Origin of the sequence: Duganella sp. BJB1802, assembly GCF_013369445.1 — a bacterium.
Lineage (GTDB): Bacteria > Pseudomonadota > Gammaproteobacteria > Burkholderiales > Burkholderiaceae_D > Rugamonas > Rugamonas vulcania_A.
In genome coordinates this window covers 387,534-404,207 of sequence record NZ_JABWEF010000003.1, presented here as the reverse complement: position 1 = coordinate 404,207, position 16,674 = coordinate 387,534, and the positions used below count along the sequence as shown (strand labels likewise).

General features: G+C 64.9%; 18 protein-coding genes. 13 read left to right on the top strand and 5 right to left on the bottom strand.

All coding sequences use genetic code 11. The features are described 5' to 3' along the window. The first annotated feature begins 28 nt into the window (after nucleotides 1-28). The 5 genes from HUX88_RS07295 to HUX88_RS07275 all read left to right on the top strand — a co-directional run bounded on the left by HUX88_RS07295 (nucleotide 29) and on the right by HUX88_RS07275 (nucleotide 3,720). Complete coding sequence (locus tag HUX88_RS07295) at nucleotides 29-736, top strand: response regulator (protein WP_117012845.1); 708 nt, start codon at nucleotides 29-31, stop codon at nucleotides 734-736. A 4-nt stretch (nucleotides 737-740) separates the two neighbouring features. Further along, nucleotides 741-1,154, top strand: coding sequence for a GTPase (locus HUX88_RS07290; RefSeq protein WP_117012846.1), 414 nt, complete (start codon nucleotides 741-743; stop codon nucleotides 1,152-1,154). Nucleotides 1,155-1,266: 112 nt separating this feature from the next. Further along, nucleotides 1,267-1,524, top strand: coding sequence for a DUF3567 domain-containing protein (locus tag HUX88_RS07285; RefSeq protein ID WP_117012847.1), 258 nt, complete (start codon nucleotides 1,267-1,269; stop codon nucleotides 1,522-1,524). Nucleotides 1,525-1,577: 53 nt separating this feature from the next. Beyond that, nucleotides 1,578-2,351: a class II glutamine amidotransferase gene (locus tag HUX88_RS07280; RefSeq protein ID WP_117012848.1), complete on the top strand. Its 774-nt coding sequence runs from the start codon at nucleotides 1,578-1,580 to the stop codon at nucleotides 2,349-2,351. 88 nt (nucleotides 2,352-2,439) lie between these two features. Next, the gene (locus HUX88_RS07275) at nucleotides 2,440-3,720 is read left to right on the top strand and encodes an EAL and HDOD domain-containing protein (protein ID WP_117012849.1); all 1,281 of its coding nucleotides are present in this window, start codon (nucleotides 2,440-2,442) and stop codon (nucleotides 3,718-3,720) included. 35 nt (nucleotides 3,721-3,755) lie between these two features. Here HUX88_RS07275 and HUX88_RS07270 read toward each other — a convergent pair whose 3' ends face one another. Continuing rightward, nucleotides 3,756-4,133 carry an SPW repeat protein gene (locus HUX88_RS07270; RefSeq protein ID WP_117013319.1) on the bottom strand — a complete coding sequence of 126 codons (378 nt, stop codon included), beginning with the start codon at nucleotides 4,131-4,133 and terminating at the stop codon, nucleotides 3,756-3,758. A gap of 162 nt (nucleotides 4,134-4,295) precedes the next feature. Between HUX88_RS07270 and HUX88_RS07265 the strand changes: the two genes are divergently transcribed. The 3 genes from HUX88_RS07265 to HUX88_RS07255 all read left to right on the top strand — a co-directional run bounded on the left by HUX88_RS07265 (nucleotide 4,296) and on the right by HUX88_RS07255 (nucleotide 7,263). Beyond that, complete coding sequence (locus HUX88_RS07265; RefSeq protein ID WP_176361313.1) at nucleotides 4,296-5,237, top strand: ABC transporter ATP-binding protein; 942 nt, start codon at nucleotides 4,296-4,298, stop codon at nucleotides 5,235-5,237. Nucleotides 5,238-5,248: 11 nt separating this feature from the next. Further along, a complete protein-coding gene (locus HUX88_RS07260) occupies nucleotides 5,249-6,562 on the top strand; it encodes an ABC transporter permease (RefSeq protein ID WP_176361312.1) in 1,314 nt (437 codons plus the stop codon). 68 nt (nucleotides 6,563-6,630) lie between these two features. Continuing rightward, nucleotides 6,631-7,263, top strand: a complete 633-nt coding sequence (locus HUX88_RS07255; RefSeq protein ID WP_147330376.1) for a hypothetical protein — start codon at nucleotides 6,631-6,633, stop codon at nucleotides 7,261-7,263. Nucleotide 7,264: 1 nt separating this feature from the next. Here the strand turns inward: HUX88_RS07255 and metH are convergent, their stop codons facing one another. Continuing rightward, nucleotides 7,265-11,026: a methionine synthase gene (gene metH, locus HUX88_RS07250; RefSeq protein WP_176361374.1), complete on the bottom strand. Its 3,762-nt coding sequence runs from the start codon at nucleotides 11,024-11,026 to the stop codon at nucleotides 7,265-7,267. A 265-nt stretch (nucleotides 11,027-11,291) separates the two neighbouring features. Here metH and HUX88_RS07245 point away from each other — a divergent pair, with 265 nt between their 5' ends. Beyond that, the gene (locus tag HUX88_RS07245) at nucleotides 11,292-12,131 is read left to right on the top strand and encodes a glycosyltransferase (protein ID WP_176361311.1); all 840 of its coding nucleotides are present in this window, start codon (nucleotides 11,292-11,294) and stop codon (nucleotides 12,129-12,131) included. On the opposite strand, the gene HUX88_RS07240 is transcribed toward HUX88_RS07245, so the two are convergent. After that, a complete protein-coding gene (locus tag HUX88_RS07240) occupies nucleotides 12,115-12,747 on the bottom strand; it encodes a TetR/AcrR family transcriptional regulator (protein WP_176361310.1) in 633 nt (210 codons plus the stop codon). The two genes, HUX88_RS07245 and HUX88_RS07240, sit on opposite strands and share 17 nt — an antisense overlap. Before the next feature lie 145 nt (nucleotides 12,748-12,892). Here HUX88_RS07240 and HUX88_RS07235 point away from each other — a divergent pair, with 145 nt between their 5' ends. From HUX88_RS07235 to HUX88_RS07225, 3 genes are read left to right on the top strand one after another with little or no spacing between them, the layout of a single operon-like run. After that, nucleotides 12,893-13,555: a DUF3313 domain-containing protein gene (locus HUX88_RS07235; RefSeq protein ID WP_176361309.1), complete on the top strand. Its 663-nt coding sequence runs from the start codon at nucleotides 12,893-12,895 to the stop codon at nucleotides 13,553-13,555. A gap of 40 nt (nucleotides 13,556-13,595) precedes the next feature. Then, nucleotides 13,596-14,054 carry a hypothetical protein gene (locus tag HUX88_RS07230; RefSeq protein WP_176361308.1) on the top strand — a complete coding sequence of 153 codons (459 nt, stop codon included), beginning with the start codon at nucleotides 13,596-13,598 and terminating at the stop codon, nucleotides 14,052-14,054. After that, nucleotides 14,051-14,974, top strand: coding sequence for a DUF2145 domain-containing protein (locus tag HUX88_RS07225; RefSeq protein WP_176361307.1), 924 nt, complete (start codon nucleotides 14,051-14,053; stop codon nucleotides 14,972-14,974). Before HUX88_RS07230 ends, HUX88_RS07225 begins: the two co-directional genes overlap by 4 nt. On the opposite strand, the gene HUX88_RS07220 is transcribed toward HUX88_RS07225, so the two are convergent. Further along, nucleotides 14,971-15,609 carry an NAD(P)H-dependent oxidoreductase gene (locus HUX88_RS07220; RefSeq protein WP_176361306.1) on the bottom strand — a complete coding sequence of 213 codons (639 nt, stop codon included), beginning with the start codon at nucleotides 15,607-15,609 and terminating at the stop codon, nucleotides 14,971-14,973. The genes HUX88_RS07225 and HUX88_RS07220 overlap by 4 nt on opposite strands. 101 nt (nucleotides 15,610-15,710) lie before the next feature. On the opposite strand from HUX88_RS07220, the gene HUX88_RS07215 reads away from it, so the two are divergent. Then, on the top strand, nucleotides 15,711-16,091 hold the full coding sequence (locus HUX88_RS07215; protein WP_176361305.1) for a MerR family transcriptional regulator: 381 nt from the start codon (nucleotides 15,711-15,713) through the stop codon (nucleotides 16,089-16,091). On the opposite strand, the gene HUX88_RS07210 is transcribed toward HUX88_RS07215, so the two are convergent. Next, nucleotides 16,054-16,662 carry a 2-hydroxychromene-2-carboxylate isomerase gene (locus tag HUX88_RS07210; protein ID WP_176361304.1) on the bottom strand — a complete coding sequence of 203 codons (609 nt, stop codon included), beginning with the start codon at nucleotides 16,660-16,662 and terminating at the stop codon, nucleotides 16,054-16,056. The genes HUX88_RS07215 and HUX88_RS07210 overlap by 38 nt on opposite strands. Between the last annotated feature and the right edge of the window lie 12 nt (nucleotides 16,663-16,674).

The following is a 16,674-nucleotide window of genomic DNA, read 5'->3' as shown; positions in this document are numbered from 1 at the left end:
GCCGGCGAAATGAGGAAGGCAAGGGAAGATGGCAAATATTCTGGTAGTGGACGATGAAATGGGTATCCGCGAGTTGCTCTCGGAAATCTTGAGCGACGAGGGACATGCGATACAACTGGCGGAAAACGCCCAGCAGGCGCGCGAGGCGCGGGCCGGCGGCGCGCCCGACCTGGTGCTGCTCGATATCTGGATGCCGGATACCGACGGCGTCACCTTGCTCAAGGAATGGCAGCGCGACGGCTTGCTGACCATGCCGGTGATCATGATGTCGGGCCATGCGACTATCGATACGGCAGTCGAGGCGACCCGCATCGGCGCGCTCAATTTCCTGGAGAAGCCGATCGCGCTGCAAAAGCTGCTCAAGGCGGTCCAGCAGGGCCTGACCCGCGCGCAGGAAACCGTGCGCGCGCCGGCCTTGGCGCCGCGCCCGGTGGCGGCGGCCCAGCCCGAGGAGGCGCAGGGCTTCAACCAGCCCAACCCGGCGGCGGCGATCTCCGTGCGCGGCGGCGCCACCGTGGCCGGCGCCGACAACCACATGTTCAACCTGTCGTTCGACCTGCCGCTGCGCGAGGCGCGCGACGCCTTCGAACGCATGTACTTCGAGCATCACCTGGGCCGCGAGGGCGGCAGCATGACGCGCGTGGCCGAGAAGACCGGCCTGGAACGCACCCACCTGTATCGCAAGCTCAAGCAATTGGGCGTGGAGCCGGGCAAACTCGCAAAAAAGGGCGCCTGAGCCCGTGACCGGACCCATGTCCACCGGCGCAGCCCCAGTCAAGCGGGCGCCGGTGCCGACCTGGCTGGTGACGGGCTCCCGCGCCACCGAGCGCGAAGCGGCCATCGCGGCGCGCCTGGAAACGGGCGTGTCCTGCGTCGCCATCCTGGAAGGTCTGGCCGACGGCGGTTCGGCGCTGGCCTTCGACGATCCCATTCCCTACGATCCCGCGCCGCAAGTGTTGCGTATCGCCCCCGGCTGCCTTCATTGCAGCGGCAATCTCATTTTGCGAGTAACATTGAATCGTGTGCTGCGCCATCCACCCGCGCGGCTCTACATCAGCCTGGCATCCGCCGAGCACCTCGAACTGCTGCGTTCCTGGTTGTCCGAGGCGCCCTACGGTGACTTGCTGGATTTGCAATCCGACATCGCGGCCTAAGCCCCGCCCGCTGATCGGCCTTGATTTGGCCTTGAATCGTCCGCTTTCAGCCCCATTTCGGTACTGAAGGCGCAACCGAGTAGTGTTACGCCCCCTTGTGAAAGGAAGCAACATGAACCTCATCTATAACAGCGAGCAATATAGTGTTGTCGAATTCGGCGCGGACCGTACGCTGGACGCGCTGCGTTTCGGCGGCTACGAGATAGTCGACAAAGGCGGCAAGCGCGAGATCTTCATCAACGGCATCCTGGCGCAGCATTTCCGCCGCGACGTCAACGAGTTGATCGCGGGCGAGCCGACCATGGCGGAAATCGATGAATTCCTGGGCAGTTACGATGAGCTCATGAGCCAGCCGGTGCTGCTGCACTAAGCAAAGCGGACGGCGCATGGTATGGTTCTGCTGTAACAACAGAGAACCCGACCATGTGCCAACTTCTAGGAATGAACTGCAATGTCCCGACCGACATTGTGTTCAGCTTTACCGGCTTCGCCATGCGCGGCGGCCAGACCGATACCCACCACGACGGCTGGGGCATCGCCTTTTTCGAGGGCGCCGGCGTGCGCCACTTCGTCGACCACCAGGCCGCGATCGCCTCGCCCATCGCCGAGCTGATCAAGCGCTATCCGATCAAGTCCACCAACGTCATCGCCCACATCCGCAAGGCCACCCAGGGCCAGGTGGCGCTGGAGAACTGCCATCCCTTCGTGCGCGAGCTGTGGGGCCAGTACTGGGTGTTCGCCCACAACGGCGACCTGAAGGAGTTCGCGCCCGTGCTCAACGGCGCTTACCGCCCGGTCGGCAGCACCGACAGCGAGCTGGCCTTCTGCTACATTTTGCAGCATCTGCGCGCCCGCTTCGGCGAGCAACGCCCGCCGCTGGCCGAGCTGCGCGCCGCGCTGGCCGACATGACGCGCGAGATCGCCGGCTACGGCACCTTCAACATGCTGCTGTCGTCCGGCGGCGAACTGTTCGCCCACTGCTCGACCAATTTGTACTACCTGGTGCGCCAATATCCGTTCGACACGGCCAGGCTGTCGGACGAGGATGTCAGCGTCGATTTCTCGCAGGTGACCACGCCCAACGACCGCGTGGCCATCATCGTCACCCAGCCCCTGACCACCAACGAGCGGTGGACGGCCTTCGCCGCCGGCGAGCTGAAACTGTTCATCGACGGCGTTCCGCAGGCCGAAAGCTGAGCCAAATTATCCAAGACAGGGCTAGATATTGCTGTCAGAATATTAGTACGGCGAAATATCAGCCCCATGTTTTGTACTGACAGAAGCGATGATCGATCTTACCCTACACGATACCGGCCCCCGGAGCCTGCGCGTGCGCGAGTTCTATCTGGGGCGCCAGCCCATCCTGGACCGCAATCAGACCGTGTTCGGCTATGAGTTGCTTTTCCGCAACGCCCCGGTCGGCCCGGCGCACATCACCAATGAATTGTCGGCCACGGCCGCGGTGATTGCGCACGCCTCGCAGCTGGGCATGGAAAAGACCATCGGCGACGCGCTCGGCTTCGTCAATGTGGATGCTGACGTGCTGATGACCGACATCTTTTCCTTCCTGCCGCGCGAAAAAGTGGTGCTGGAAGTGGCCGAGAGCATGCCGCTGACGCCGCAGGTGCTGGCGCGCATGACGGACCTGGCCGGCCACGGCTTCCGCTTCGCGCTGGACGACTTCAGCGGCGACGGCGCCAACATGGCCGCGCTGCTGCCGCTGACCGAATATGTGAAGATGGACATGCGCGCGCTGCCGCCGTCCACGCTGGCCAGGCTGGCCCCGCGCTTCCAGCAGGACCAGAAGAAGCTGGTGGCGGAAAAGGTCGAGACCCGCGACGAATTCAAGACCTGCCTGGACCTGGGCTTCGACTACTTCCAGGGCTATTACTTCTCCAAGCCGGTCATCATGAGCGGCAAGAAGCTGTCGCCGTCGCAGCTGGCGGTGATGGAGCTGATGACCCTGGTCACCTCGGACGCGGACAACCAGGAAATCGAGCGCGCCATCAAGCGCGACGTGTCGCTGGCGCTGAACCTGCTGCGCCTGGTGAACACGCCGGCGGTCGGCGCGCGCCAGCGCATCGATTCGCTGAGCCAAGCGGTGACGATACTGGGCCGCCGCCAGCTGCAGCGCTGGCTGCAGATCATGCTGTACGCCGAACCGAGCAAGCGCGGCCACAGCATGACGCCGCTGCTGATGCTGGCCACCACGCGCGGCCGCCTGCTGGAACTGTTGGCCGGCAAGCTGCGCCCCAGCCACCGCCATGTGGCCGATATCGCCTTCACGGTCGGCATCATGTCGCTGATGGACACGCTGTTCGGCATGCCGATGGCCGAGATCCTGGCGCAGATCCCGGTCAACGACGAGGTGTCGCAAGCCTTGCTGCACCGCGCTGGCTTCTTTGGCGACCTGCTCAAGCTGGCCGAATGCATCGAACGCATCGAGGACATGGACGACCAGATCATGCCGGCGCTGAACGACCTCGCCATCTCCACCGATGAACTGGTGGAGCTGGAGATGTCGGCCTTCGAATGGAGCGACAACGTGGTGCGCTACGCGCTGTAACGCACCACCGCATCAGCTCACCACCTGCGGGCGGGTCACGTTGCGTGGCCCGCGCCCGGCCAGTGCTTGTGCAGCTCGGGATCGGTCTGCATCTCCCACAGCGCCAGCACCACCACGGCGATGCCCACCACCACCGAGTTCCACATCAGCTCGCGGTTGTCGGCGATCCGCAGCACCCACGGGGACACCGCGATCCATATCCCCACCAGCAAATTCAGCACCACAGCCCAGAAGTAGGTCTTGTACAGATCGAAGGCCGCCAGCAGTGCCACCACCGCGCCGGAAATGAACGCGGTCCACGCCTGGATCGACGGTATCGGATATGCAAACACCCACGGTGAAATAAAGAACCACAGCCCTAGCAGCAGGATCAGCTGATCCTGCCAGCGTTTGACGGTTGGATTGGTTGCCATATGCGCCTCCTTGCTCACAAGTCAAAATGCCGCCGGCTGGCGACGTTCATTCTTAGGCCGCCCGCAAACGTAAAAGTTCACTCTCCCGCTTCGATGGGCTTGCCATAAAAGTATCGTACCGCTATGCTTGCCGCTTATCGAAAATACACGACGGGATGGCGTATGGCATCGGTTTTACTCAGCGTGAATCAAGTCTCAAAATCGTATGGCGCGCGCAAGGCGGTCGACGGCGTGTCGTTCCAGGTGCTGCAGGGCCAGACGGTCGGCCTGATCGGCCCCAACGGCGCCGGCAAGTCCACCACGGTCGGCATGATCTGCGGCCTGCTGCGCAGCGACAGCGGCGGCATCGTCATGGACGGCGAGGCCATCGGCCAGGGGCCCAGCGAGGCCAAGCGCAAGATCGGCTTCGTGCCGCAGGACCTGGCGCTGTACGAGGACCTGTCGTCGCTGGAAAACCTCAAGCTGTTCGGCGCGCTGTACGGGCTCAAGGGCGCGCTGTTGAAGCAGCGCTGCGAGCAGGCGCTGGCGTTGGTCAACCTGGCCGACCGCGCCCACGACAAGCCGTCCACCTATTCCGGCGGCATGAAGCGGCGCCTGAACATCGCCGCCGCGCTGCTGCACGATCCGCAACTGCTGATCCTGGACGAGCCCACCGTCGGCGTCGATCCGCAAAGCCGCAACGCCATCTTCGACACGCTGGAAACGCTGAAGGCGCAGGGCCGCTCGCTGATCTACACCAGCCACTACATGGAGGAGGTGGAACGGCTGGCCGACCACATCGTCATCATCGACCACGGCAAGGTGCTGGCCGACGAAACCCCGGCCGCGCTGTACCGCCGCTTGCCGGCGCAGGCCGCCTTGCGCGCCGAGTTGTCCACCGCGCCGTCGGCCGCGCTGCTGTCGGGCGTGCGGGCGCTGCCCGGCGTGACCGGTGTGCAGGGCGAGGGCAACGCGCTCGACATCGGCCTGGCCGACGCCGCGCACGCGCCCGCCACGCTGGCCTGGCTGGTGGAGCAGGGCGTCACGCTGCTGCACTTCGCCACCGCCAAGACCTCGCTGGAAAACATCTTCCTCAACCTGACCGGCCGCAGCCTGCGCGACTGATAGGAATCTCCATGACTGCATTGATCGCCCTGGTCCGCAAGGACCTGATCCTCTACATCAACGACAAGCGCGCGCTGATGCTGCACCTGCTGATGCCGGTCATCCTGGCGGCGTTCTTCGGTTCGCTGTTCGGCGGCGGCTCGGAAGCCAAGACCAGCAAGATCGACGTCGGCCTGGTGCAGCTGGACCAGTCCGACAGCGGCAAGAAAATCGCGGCCGGCCTGAAAGCCGACAGCGCGCTCAATATCGTCGAGCTGAGCGCCGACGACGCCAAGGCCAGGGTCCGCGCCGGCAAGCTGCCGGTGGCGGTGGTGATCCCCGACGGCTTCGGCGAACAGGCGTCCGACGCGCTATTCGGCGGCAAGAACAAGCCGCAGCTGCCGGTCTACTACGACCCGTCGCAATCGACCGTGCTGGCCATGGTCAAGGGCCTGCTGACGCAGCAGGTGATGCAGGTGACCAGCGCCGCCGTCATGAGCCCCAAGGGCAGCAAGACCATCGAGAAGCAGCTCGACGCGCTGCGCGCCAGCACCGCCAACAATCCCGACAACGCGCAGCTGGGCGATTTCCTCACCAGCCTGAAGAAGTTCCAGGACCAGCGCGCCGCCGCCGAGGCCGAGAAGGAGGCCGCCGCCAAGGCCAGCGGCAAGCCGGCGCCGGCCGCCGAACCGGTCGGCATGACCATGCCCTACACCACGCAGGACCAGGCGCTCAGCAGCGGTCCCAAGTACAACGGCTACGCGCATTCGTTCGCCGGCATGGGCGTGCAGTTCATCCTGTTCATGGGCATCGACATGGGCGTGGGCATTTTGCTGGCGCGCCGCACCGGCGTCTGGAACCGCCTGCTGGCGGCGCCGGTGTCGCTGACCACGGTGCTGTGGGGCCGCGCCATTTCCGGCGCCCTCATCGCGATGGGCCTGATGTGCGCGATGTTCGCCTGCGCCATGCTGATCTTCAAGGTCGAGATCGGCAGCCTGGGGGGCTTCCTCGGCATCGCGGCCAGCTTCTCGCTGATGACGGCGGCGTTCGGCCTGCTGATCGCCGCCTTCGGCAAGACGCCGGAAGCGGCGCGCGGCATCGCCGTCTTCGTCACGCTGATCATGGTGATGCTGGGCGGCGCCTGGGTGCCATCGTTCGTCTTCCCGGAATGGGTGCAGCAGGCGACGCTGCTGGTGCCGACGCGCTGGGCGATCGACGGCTTCGACGCCGTCACCTGGCGCGGCCTGGGCCTGGAAGGCGCGCTGATGCCGATCGCCGTGCAACTGGGCTTCGCGGCCGTGTTTGGCGGCATCGCCGGTTGGAAGTTCCTCAGCGATCATAAGTAGTGCTCTGGATTAAAGTTTCCACGAAACAATCCGATACATAAGGATACAAATCGTTTCGTGAGTTTTTAATGCCGTTATCCGTCAGAGCGCTGATCGCGCATTGCGTGAACCAGGTGATCCGTCAGTACTACCCTGAGCAATATTGTTCGTTGTGCCACGTTTACGCCGTCATCGGCTCGAACCTGGCCAGCATCGTGCTGGGCAGGGTGTACCGGCCGGTGGCGGGGCTGGCCGCGGTCGATTGCGGCGGCGGCCAGTTGATGCGCATGATGGACAACGACGCCTTCGCCAATCCGGCCGGCGGCTCCTATCACTGCTGGATCGAATCGGCCGACGACCTGATCGCCGAATGCGAAGTGATTGATTTGACGTTCCGTCACAACCACGTCTACGCGGTCAAGAACGGCTACGGCTGGCAGCGCGAACTGCCGCCGGATTTCCTGTGGGGGCCGCGCAGCAGCATCGTGGTGCAGGCGCCGCCCGACGCCGTTCCATTGGCCTTCCCCGACGGCACCGTATGGCTGCATGAAACCGACGAGGGCTGGCAGTGGATGACGCAGCAGTTGCTGGCGCATCAGAACGCCTTTGTGGCGCTGACGGCGGAGGCCCTGAGATTGTTCCAGGCCAGCCTGCCGCCGCAGTCCACGCTGCTGGCGAAGCCAGCCAGCGCGATGGCCACCATGGCGGTGGCCGAACTCTGAATCAGGACAGGTTGGGCGCCAGCCAGCGCTCCATCTCGGCCTTGTCCACCTTGCGGCGGGCGGCCATGTCGTTGAGCTGATCCTCGCCGATTTTCCCCACCACGAAGTACTTCGACTCCGGGTGCGCGAAGTAGAAGCCCGACACCGCCGCGCCGGGATACATCGCGTACGACTCGGTCAACACCATGCCGATCTCCTCGGCCTGCATGGTGTTGAACATCTCGCGCTTGACGGTATGCTCCGGGCAGGCCGGGTAGCCCGGCGCCGGACGGATGCCGACATACTTCTCGGCGATCATGTCGTCGTTGCTCAGCGCCTCGCCGGCGGCATAGCCCCACAGGTCGGTGCGTACGCGCTCGTGCAGGTATTCGGCGAAGGCTTCGGCCAGGCGGTCGGCCAGGGACTTGAGCATGATCGACGAGTAGTCGTCGTGCGCGTCCTCGAAGCGCTGCTCGTACTTCTCGATGCCCAGGCCCGCCGTCACGGCGAACATGCCGATGTAGTCCTTGATGCCCGACTCTTTCGGCGCGATGAAGTCGGCCAGGCACTGGTTGGGCCGCTGCACGCCGTCCACCACCGGCTTGACGCCCTGCTGGCGCAGGCCGTAGTAGGTGAAGTCGACCGTGCTGCGGGTGTCGTCGGTGTAGATCTCGATGTCGTCGTCGTTGACGCTGTTGGCCGGCAGCAGGGAGACCACGCCGTTGGCGGTCAGCCAGCGGCCGTCGATCAGCTTTTTCAGCAGCGCCTGGCCTTCGGCGTACACCTTGGTCGCCGCCTCGCCGACCACTTCGTCGGTCAGGATGGCGGGGAAGGGGCCTGCCAAGTCCCAGGTCTGGAAGAACGGGCCCCAGTCGATGTACTTGGCGATGGTGGCCAGGTCGACGTTCTTGAACTCGCGGCGGCCGATGAACTTCGGCTTGACCGGCGCGAACGACAGCTTCATCTTGTTGGCGCGCGCGTCCTTCAGCGACAGCATCGGCAGCGCCTTCTTGTTGGCGTGCTGCTCGCGGATGCGTACATAGTCCTGCTCGATCTCGTCGATGTACTGCTGGCGGCTCTCGGGCGTGAGCAGCGACTGCGCCACCGACACCGAACGCGACGCGTCCGGCACGTACACCACCGGGCCCTCGTAGTTGTGGGCGATCTTGACGGCGGTGTGGGCGCGGCTGGTGGTGGCGCCGCCGATCAGCAGCGGAATCTTCATCATGCGGAAATGCTCGTCGCGCTGCATCTCCTTGGCCACGTGGGCCATCTCTTCCAGCGACGGCGTGATCAGGCCGGAAAGGCCGATGATGTCGGCGTTTTCCAGCTTGGCGCGCGCCAGGATCTCGGAGCAGGGCACCATCACGCCCATGTTCACAACTTCGAAGTTATTGCACTGCAGGACCACCGAGACGATGTTCTTGCCGATGTCGTGCACGTCGCCCTTGACGGTGGCGATGACGATCTTGCCCTTCGGCTTGGCGACGATGCCGGTGCGCGCCTCCTCGGCCTTCTTCTCTTCCTCGATGTAGGGGATCAGGTGGGCCACGGCCTGCTTCATCACGCGCGCCGACTTGACCACCTGCGGCAGGAACATCTTGCCCTGTCCGAACAGGTCGCCGACGATGTTCATGCCGTCCATCAGCGGGCCTTCGATCACGTGGATCGGGCGGCCGTTGGCGGCCAGCACCTGCTGGCGCATCTCTTCCGTGTCGTCGGTGATGAACTGGGTGATGCCGTGCACCAGCGCGTGCGCCAGGCGCTTCTCGACCGGGGCGTTGCGCCATTCGAGGTTCTGCGCGTCCTGCTTGCCGGCGCCGGCCTTCAGCGTGCCGGCGATGTCGATCATGCGTTCGGTGGCGTCGTCGCGGCGGTTCAGCACCACGTCCTCGACGCGCTCGCGCAGCTCGGCCGGCAGGTCGTCGTACACGCCCACCATGCCGGCGTTGACGATACCCATGGTCATGCCGGCCTTGATGGCGTGGTACAGGAACACGGTGTGGATCGCTTCGCGCGCCGGGTCGTTGCCGCGGAAGGAGAACGACACGTTCGACACGCCGCCCGAGATCTTCGCGTGCGGCAGGTTGTCCTTGATCCAGCGGGTGGCGTTGATGAAGTCCACCGCGTAGTTGTTGTGCTCTTCGATGCCGGTGGCGATGGCGAAGATGTTCGGGTCGAAGATGATGTCCTCCGGCGGGAAGCCGACCGTGTTCACCAGCAGCTTATAGGCGCGCTCGCAGATTTCGATCTTGCGTTCGAAGGTGTCGGCCTGGCCTTTTTCGTCGAAGGCCATGACGATGACGGCGGCACCGTAGCTCAGGCACAGCTTGGCCTGGCGGATGAACTCAGCCTCGCCTTCCTTCATCGAGATCGAGTTGACGATGGACTTGCCCTGCACGCACTTCAGGCCCGCCTCGATCACCGACCATTTGGACGAGTCGATCATGATGGGCACGCGCGAGATGTCCGGTTCGGAGGCGATCAGGTTCAGGAAGCGCGTCATGGCCGCCTGCGAGTCGAGCATCGCCTCGTCCATGTTGATGTCGATGACCTGGGCGCCGTTTTCCACCTGCTGGCGCGCCACGCTGAGCGCCTCGTCGTACTGCTCGTTGAGGATCATGCGCGCGAAGGCCTTGGAGCCGGTGACGTTGGTGCGCTCGCCGACGTTGACGAACAGCGAGTCGTCGTCGATGGTGAACGGCTCCAGGCCGGACAGACGCTGCGCCACCGGCACGTGCGGCACGGTGCGCGGCTTGACCGTGGCGAGGATCTCGCCGATGGCCTTGATGTGGTCCGGCGTGGTGCCGCAGCAGCCGCCGGCGACGTTGATGAAGCCCGCCTCGGCGAACTCCTTCAGCAGCGCGGAGGTGTCGGCCGGCAGCTCGTCGAAGCCGGTGTCGCTCATCGGGTTGGGCAGGCCGGCGTTGGGGTAGATGCAGACGAAGGTGTCGGCGATCTGCGACAGCTCTTCGGCGTAGGGGCGCATCAGCGCCGCGCCCAGCGCGCAATTGAGGCCGATGGTCAGCGGCTTGGCGTGGCGCACCGAGTTCCAGAACGCCGGCACGGTCTGGCCGGACAGGATGCGGCCGGAGGCGTCGGTCACGGTGCCGGAGATCATCAGCGGCAGGCGCGGCATGCCGGGGTTCTCTTCGTAGAATTTGTCGATGGCGAACAGCGCGGCCTTGCAGTTCAGCGTGTCGAAGATGGTCTCGACCAGCAGCACGTCGACGCCGCCTTCGATCAGACCCTTGGTCTGCTGGTGGTAGGCCTCGACCAGCTGGTCGAAGGTGATGTTGCGGGCGGCCGGGTCGTTCACGTCCGGCGAGATCGACGCGGTTTTTGGCGTCGGTCCGAGCGCGCCGGCGACGAAGCGCGGCTTGTCGGCGCTGCTGTACTTGTCGCAGGCGGCGCGCGCCAGCTTGGCCGCTTGCACGTTCATCTCGTAGGCCAGGTGGCCCATGTGATAGTCGTCCTGCGCGATGGTGGTGGCGCCGAAGGTGTTGGTCTCGATCAGGTCGGCGCCGCCGGCCAGGTAGCGCTCGTGGATTTCCTGGATCACTTGCGGCTGGGTCAGCGTCAGCAGCTCGTTGTTCCCCTTGACGAACAGCTCGCGCGCGCCGGAATCGACGGGGGCGGCGAAATCGATGAACCGGCCGTTGGGGCCGCCGCGATACGCGGTTTCATCGAGCTTGTACTGTTGGATGATGGTGCCCATCGCGCCGTCGAGGATCATGATGCGGCGCGCGAGGATCTCGCGCAGCTGGGCATCGGTCTTGGACATGACGGGGCGGGACACGTTGTTGTTCATTTGTTACTTTCTGAGATCATGGGCGAGCGCGCCGGGGATGGCTGGCGGCCTAAAATTATACGGCATCGCGGAACTTGCTTCAGCGGACCGCCTCAGCGCAGCAACAATCTGCCAAATTTGCTTGTTTTTACATCGCGCAGCATTGCGACACACAGCGATACCGGGGCGCTACAGTGCGCAATCCGCCTGCAACATGGGGCCGCGAGAATGGACTCCCCTCCATTCACCGCGCGCCACGATGAAAATCACCGTCATAATCTCGGCGCACCGCAAAGGCCGCGAGCTCGAATGCGTGCTGACCGGCTACGCCATGCAAAGCCGCAGGCCCGATCAGATCATCATCGCGCAGGACGGGCGCGATCCCGCGATTGGCGCCGCGCTGGAGGCGGTGCGGCGGCGAGGCTGGACCATCCCGCTGCTGTACCAGAACCAGGAGCAGCGCGGCTTCGGCAAGTACCGGGCCCTCAACCGCGCGGTGCTGGCCGCCAGCGGCGACCTGCTGCTGTTCACCGACGGCGACTGTATCCCGCGCGACGACTACGTGGCCAACTTTGTGCGGCTGATACGGCGGGGGATATTCCTGTCGGGCGGCAGCCATGTCAGCATCCCGGAAGCCTACCACCTGCGGCACGACCTGCTGGAGGCGGTGCGCGACCAGAGCCTGTTCGATTACCGTCACCTGCGCGCGATACCGGGTTTCAGCAAGAGCGCGAACCGGCTGATCCGCAACCGCTGGCTGGCGCGCGCGCTGGACCTGCTCACGCAGCGCGACGCCTTCAGCGGCTCCAACAGCTGCGCCTGGCGCGACGATGTGCTGGCGGTGGGCGGTTTCGACGAGCGGATGGCTTACGGAGGCGGCGACCTGAACATGGGACTGCGGTTGAACCACATCGGCGTGCGCGGCGTGCGTGCGCGGCATACGCTGGTCAGCCTGCACCTGGACCATGGCCGCAGCTACTACTGCGCCGACCTGGAGCGCGCCAACCACGACTGGAACCGGCAAGTGCGTCAAAGCCGCCTGGTGCTGCCGCGCGAGTCGCGGATTTGCGACGAGTCGCTTTTCAACCTGCCGGCGTAGGTCTCGGCGTCGCGCCGGCGAAGAACATTTCGGTGGCGCGCTTGACCATCGCGCGGATTTCTTGCGGCGACAGCGGCGGCGGGTTGCGCTGGTATAGGCGCACGTCGGCTTCCGCCGTCAGCAGCGCCAGGAACTGCTGCGCGGTCACCTGCGGATCGGCCCGGCGGATGTCGCCCCGTTCCATGGCGCCCGACAGCACCGCGGCCAGCGTTTCCACCGAAGTCCTGGGGCCGGCGTTGTAGAACAGTTGCCCGACGTCGGAGCGGCCCGCTTCGGCCACCACCATGCGGTACACCGCCAGCGCGCTCTTGTCGTTGGCCAGCACGCCCAGCATCCGCACGCCGAAATGCTCCAGCGCCGCCTCCAGCCCGGCCAGACTCATCGGCGCGGTCGACAGTTCCCGTGTCGCGTCGGCAAGGTGGCCGGTGGCGCAGGACTCCACCACCGCCATGAACAGCGCCTCCTTGGACGGGAAGTAGCCGTACAGCGTGACCTTCGATCCTCCCCAACGCTTCGCCACCTCGCTCATCGTCGCGCCTTCGTAGCCTGCCTCCTGAAACAGCGCATCGGCTGCCTCGACGATGGCCTGGCGACGCGCCTCGGTACGTACCTTCATTCATGCTCCATATCTGAACTCCGTCGTACATTTTATGCGCAAAACACGCTTGACAGTAGTGGCTGATCATTCAATACTGTACTCATGTGTTCAGTTATGAAAATCTTGGACGCCCGCCTTCTTCCCCCTCAAATAAGGTCTCGCCATGCACTCATCGCTCAAAATGCAGCTTCCGCTCGTCCTCGTCCTGTGCGGCGCCATCGCCGGTTGTGCCACCACCCAGCCGGTGCCATATGGAGGACTGGCGTCCGCCGAGCAGCTGCGTCCCAACGCCGGCGACAAGACCGGGCGCGTTCCCTACAGCTATTCGACGGCCGTCACGCTGCGCGATTATTCAAGCATCATCATCGATCCGGTGCAGGTCTATCGCGGCCAGGACAGCCAGTTCGAAGAGGTGACGGACGACGAGAAGGCCATGCTGGCCGCTTACATGCAGGGCGAGTTCGAATCGCGGCTGCGCAACCGCCTGCGCATCAGCAGGGACGCGGGCTGGAAAACGCTGCGCCTGAAGCTGACGCTGACCGGCGCCAAATCCAGCACGCGCTTCCTCAGCACCGTCTCGCGCTTCGACCTGGTCGGCGGCCCGTACAACATCGTCCAGAGCATCCGGGGCAAGGAGGGCGCGTTCACGGGATCGGTGAGCTACGCGGTGGAGCTGTACGACGCCAGCACCAACCTGCTGGTGAGCGCCTACATCGCCAAGCAGTATCCGAGTCCGATGAACATCTCGGCCAGCCTGGGCACGATGGACGCGTCCAAGGCCGGCATACGGAACGGCGCGGACGAGCTGCTCGCCGCGTTCAATTGAAAACATCTATACTTGCCGTTTGAAAAATTGAGGACATCCAATGCGCATTTCCCTCCCACTCCGCCTGATCGCCGCCGTCGGCGCGCTGGGCCTGGCCCTGCAGGCTAACGCCGACAGTTTCGTCTCCTCGGCGTCGAGCGCCGGTTCCGCGTCCAGCGGCAGCATTTCCGATTCGCTGAACGGTTCGAGCAACAGCTCTGGCGGCGACAAGCGCAAGGTCGCCGACGGCGAATACCGCATCATCCAGATCGCCGCCACGCCGGACCGCGCCGACCGCACCCGCGTGACAATGCAGGCCAACGATCCGCAGCAGCGCGTGGTGCTGGACCTGCCGCAGGTCACCTTCGACAAGCAGCGCCTGGCCGTCGGCGACGCGATGTATGCGCAGAACCGCGCCTACGGCATCGAGTTCGGTCGCGGCGATACGCACCAGCCGTTCTACCTGGTGCTGGCCGACGAGTGGTACGGCGAGCTGGCATCGCGTCCGGTCTCTCTTTGAAGCCAGCCCGCGCGCTGGCGCTGGTCGCGCTGACCTGCGCGGCGCTGTGCGCGGCGGGGGCGGCGCAGGCTGGTGGTTCGTCGGGCGCTTCGCGCTTCTGCGACCGCGGCCAGCCGCTGACCGCCGCCGAGCAAGACCGGCTGCTGCGCTTTGCCGCCGTGCTGCGCGAGGAACTGGCGGACGTCGGCGACGGCGTGGCGCTGGTCAGCCGCTCCGGCCTGGACTTGTCGCGCTTCGATATCCGCTATTCGCATGCCGCGCTGGCGTGGCGTTCGGACACCGGCGCCTGGTCCGCGCGCCAGCTGTACTATGCCTGCGATGAAAGCCGTCCCCGCATCTTCGACCAGGGCTTGGCCGGATTCGCGCTCGGCACCGACGATCCGGCGCTGGGCTATGTCTCCATCGTGCGATTGCCGGCCGAGGCGATCGCGCCGCTGCGGCCAGCGCTGCTCGACGGCCCGCGCGTGCAGCATCTGCTGGCGGCCAAATACAGCGCCAGCGCCTACGCGTTCAGCGTGCGCTACCAGAATTGCAATCAGTGGGTGATGGAGATGCTGGCCGCCGGCTGGGGCGATCTGCCCGACGGCGACGACCTGCGCGAACGCGCCCAGGCCTGGCTGCGCGATGAGCGCTACACGCCGCAACCGGTGCAGGTGGGCTCGCGCTTTTTGATGCTGGCGTCGCACTTCGTGCCGCTGCTGCATCTGGACGATCATCCGGACGAGGACCGCTCGGCCATGCAGCTGCGCGTCAGCCTGCCCTCGACGGTGGAGGCGTTTGTGCATCAGCGCTATCCGGCCAGCACGCGCGTCGAGCTATGCCACGACGATGAGCGGATCGTCATCCATCGCGGCTGGACGCCCGTCGCCGCAGGCTGCAAGCCGGGCGAGGGCGACCAGGTGATATCGCTGCGAGATTAAGCGATTTCGGTGATCAGATTCGGGCGCGAACGGCGCACCTTCTTCAGGTTGACCAGCCAATCGCCTTCCGCCTGGCGGTAGCCGATCGGCAGCAGCACCACGCTGCGCAGGTTGCGCTCTTTCAGCGACAGGATCTCGTCGACGGCGGCCGGATCGAAGCCTTCCATCGGAGTGGCGTCCACGCCTTCAAACGCGGCGGCCACCATCGCCACGCCCAGCGCGATGTACGCCTGGCGCGCGGCGGCGTCGAAGTTGGCCTGCTCGGTGCGCGCGGCCACGATGCCCAGCAGCTGCTTGCGATAGGCCTCCCAGCCTTCGTTGATGAAGCCGCGCTGCTCGTTGGTCAGGTCGAACATCATGTTGACGCGGTCGGCGGTGATGTTGTCCCATGCCGCGAACACCAGCAGGTGCGAGCTCTCGCTGATCTGCGACTGGTTCCAGCCCACCGCCTGGATCTTGGCGCGGATCTCCGGGTTGGTGATGACGAAGACTTCGAACGGCTGCAGGCCGCTGGAGGTCGGCGCCAGGCGGATCGCTTCCAGGATGCGTTCCAGCTTTTCGTCGGTCACCTTCTTGGCGGGGTCGAACTTCTTGGTGGCGTAGCGCCAGTTCAGTTTGTCAATTACTTCGGTCATGTGGGACTCCAAGTGTTAAATCGTGAATGCGCCCCCAGCCAGCAAGCTCTGGAGTACCGATCTATAATAAGTTTCAAGCTAACTTGAGAGTCAAGACAAAAATGAAAATAGGTGAACTGGCCCGGAAAACCGGCCTGACAACGTCCACAATCCGGTTTTATGAGGAGCAGGGCTTGCTGTCGCCGATCTCGCGCACCGCCGGCGGTTATCGCGAGTACGCCAGCAGTGCCACCGAGAGGCTGTATATGATCCAGGCGTCGAAGCGGCTGGGATTCTCGCTCGATATCATCCGTGGCATGTTCACGGAAAGCGGGCAGTGTTCGAAAACGAAGACGCTGGCGCTGACGGAGATCCGCCTGCGCGAGATCGAGGAGCAGCAGGCCACGCTGGCGCAGCAGCACAGCGACTTGCTGGCGCTGCGCGTGCTGCTGGAGGACGACAGCGTCAGCGCGCCATGCCGGAAGAACTTTGCGGTGAACTGAGCGACATCGCCAGCGCGTCGTCCAGCCGGTCGTTCCCCCAGAACATGGCGTCGCCGACCAGGAAGGTGGGCGCGCCGAAGATGTGGCGGGCCTTGGCCTGTTCGGTGCGTTCGCGCAGCCTGGCCTTGTTCTCGTCCGATTGCGCGGCGCGCAGGATGGCTGCGGCGTCCTGGCCCAGCGCGGCCAATATCTCAGTCATGCATGGTTCGCTGCCGATGTCGCGGTTCTCGGCGAAGTTGGCCAGCATGGTGCGTTCGCAGAAGTCGGTCATCCACGGCTGCGCTTCGCACAGGATGCCGATGCGCGCGGCCAGCAGCGAGTTGCGTGGGAAGGTGGACGGTTGCCGCCACGGCAGGCCGTACTTGGCGCACTGGCGCGGCATGTCCTGCCACACGTAGGCGCCTTTGTCCTTTTGCAGAACGAAGGGCGAGTTGTTCCAGCCGGCGTCCTTGAAGATGGGGCCGAGCAGGAAGGGGCGCCACACCACGCCGTCCGGCGCCAGCTCGCGGATACGCATCACGCTCAGGTAGCTGTAGTTGCTGGCGAAGTCGAACCAGAATTCCATTTTCATCGCTTACCTCGC

Excerpts from the sequence above, each read along its gene's own strand:
- metH (WP_176361374.1), bottom strand. The coding sequence starts at position 11,026 with ATGTCCAAGACCGATGCCCAGCTGCGCGAGATCCTCGCGCGCCGCATC.
- HUX88_RS07245 (WP_176361311.1), top strand. The coding sequence starts at position 11,292 with ATGAAAATCACCGTCATAATCTCGGCGCACCGCAAAGGCCGCGAGCTC.
- HUX88_RS07210 (WP_176361304.1), bottom strand. The coding sequence starts at position 16,662 with ATGAAAATGGAATTCTGGTTCGACTTCGCCAGCAACTACAGCTACCTG.
- HUX88_RS07240 (WP_176361310.1), bottom strand. The coding sequence starts at position 12,747 with ATGAAGGTACGTACCGAGGCGCGTCGCCAGGCCATCGTCGAGGCAGCC.
- HUX88_RS07275 (WP_117012849.1), top strand. The coding sequence starts at position 2,440 with ATGATCGATCTTACCCTACACGATACCGGCCCCCGGAGCCTGCGCGTG.
- HUX88_RS07220 (WP_176361306.1), bottom strand. The coding sequence starts at position 15,609 with ATGACCGAAGTAATTGACAAACTGAACTGGCGCTACGCCACCAAGAAG.
- HUX88_RS07295 (WP_117012845.1), top strand. The coding sequence starts at position 29 with ATGGCAAATATTCTGGTAGTGGACGATGAAATGGGTATCCGCGAGTTG.
- HUX88_RS07265 (WP_176361313.1), top strand. The coding sequence starts at position 4,296 with ATGGCATCGGTTTTACTCAGCGTGAATCAAGTCTCAAAATCGTATGGC.
- HUX88_RS07260 (WP_176361312.1), top strand. The coding sequence starts at position 5,249 with ATGACTGCATTGATCGCCCTGGTCCGCAAGGACCTGATCCTCTACATC.
- HUX88_RS07230 (WP_176361308.1), top strand. The coding sequence starts at position 13,596 with ATGCGCATTTCCCTCCCACTCCGCCTGATCGCCGCCGTCGGCGCGCTG.
- HUX88_RS07285 (WP_117012847.1), top strand. The coding sequence starts at position 1,267 with ATGAACCTCATCTATAACAGCGAGCAATATAGTGTTGTCGAATTCGGC.
- HUX88_RS07270 (WP_117013319.1), bottom strand. The coding sequence starts at position 4,133 with ATGGCAACCAATCCAACCGTCAAACGCTGGCAGGATCAGCTGATCCTG.
- HUX88_RS07235 (WP_176361309.1), top strand. The coding sequence starts at position 12,893 with ATGCACTCATCGCTCAAAATGCAGCTTCCGCTCGTCCTCGTCCTGTGC.
- HUX88_RS07215 (WP_176361305.1), top strand. The coding sequence starts at position 15,711 with ATGAAAATAGGTGAACTGGCCCGGAAAACCGGCCTGACAACGTCCACA.
- HUX88_RS07280 (WP_117012848.1), top strand. The coding sequence starts at position 1,578 with ATGTGCCAACTTCTAGGAATGAACTGCAATGTCCCGACCGACATTGTG.
- HUX88_RS07255 (WP_147330376.1), top strand. The coding sequence starts at position 6,631 with ATGCCGTTATCCGTCAGAGCGCTGATCGCGCATTGCGTGAACCAGGTG.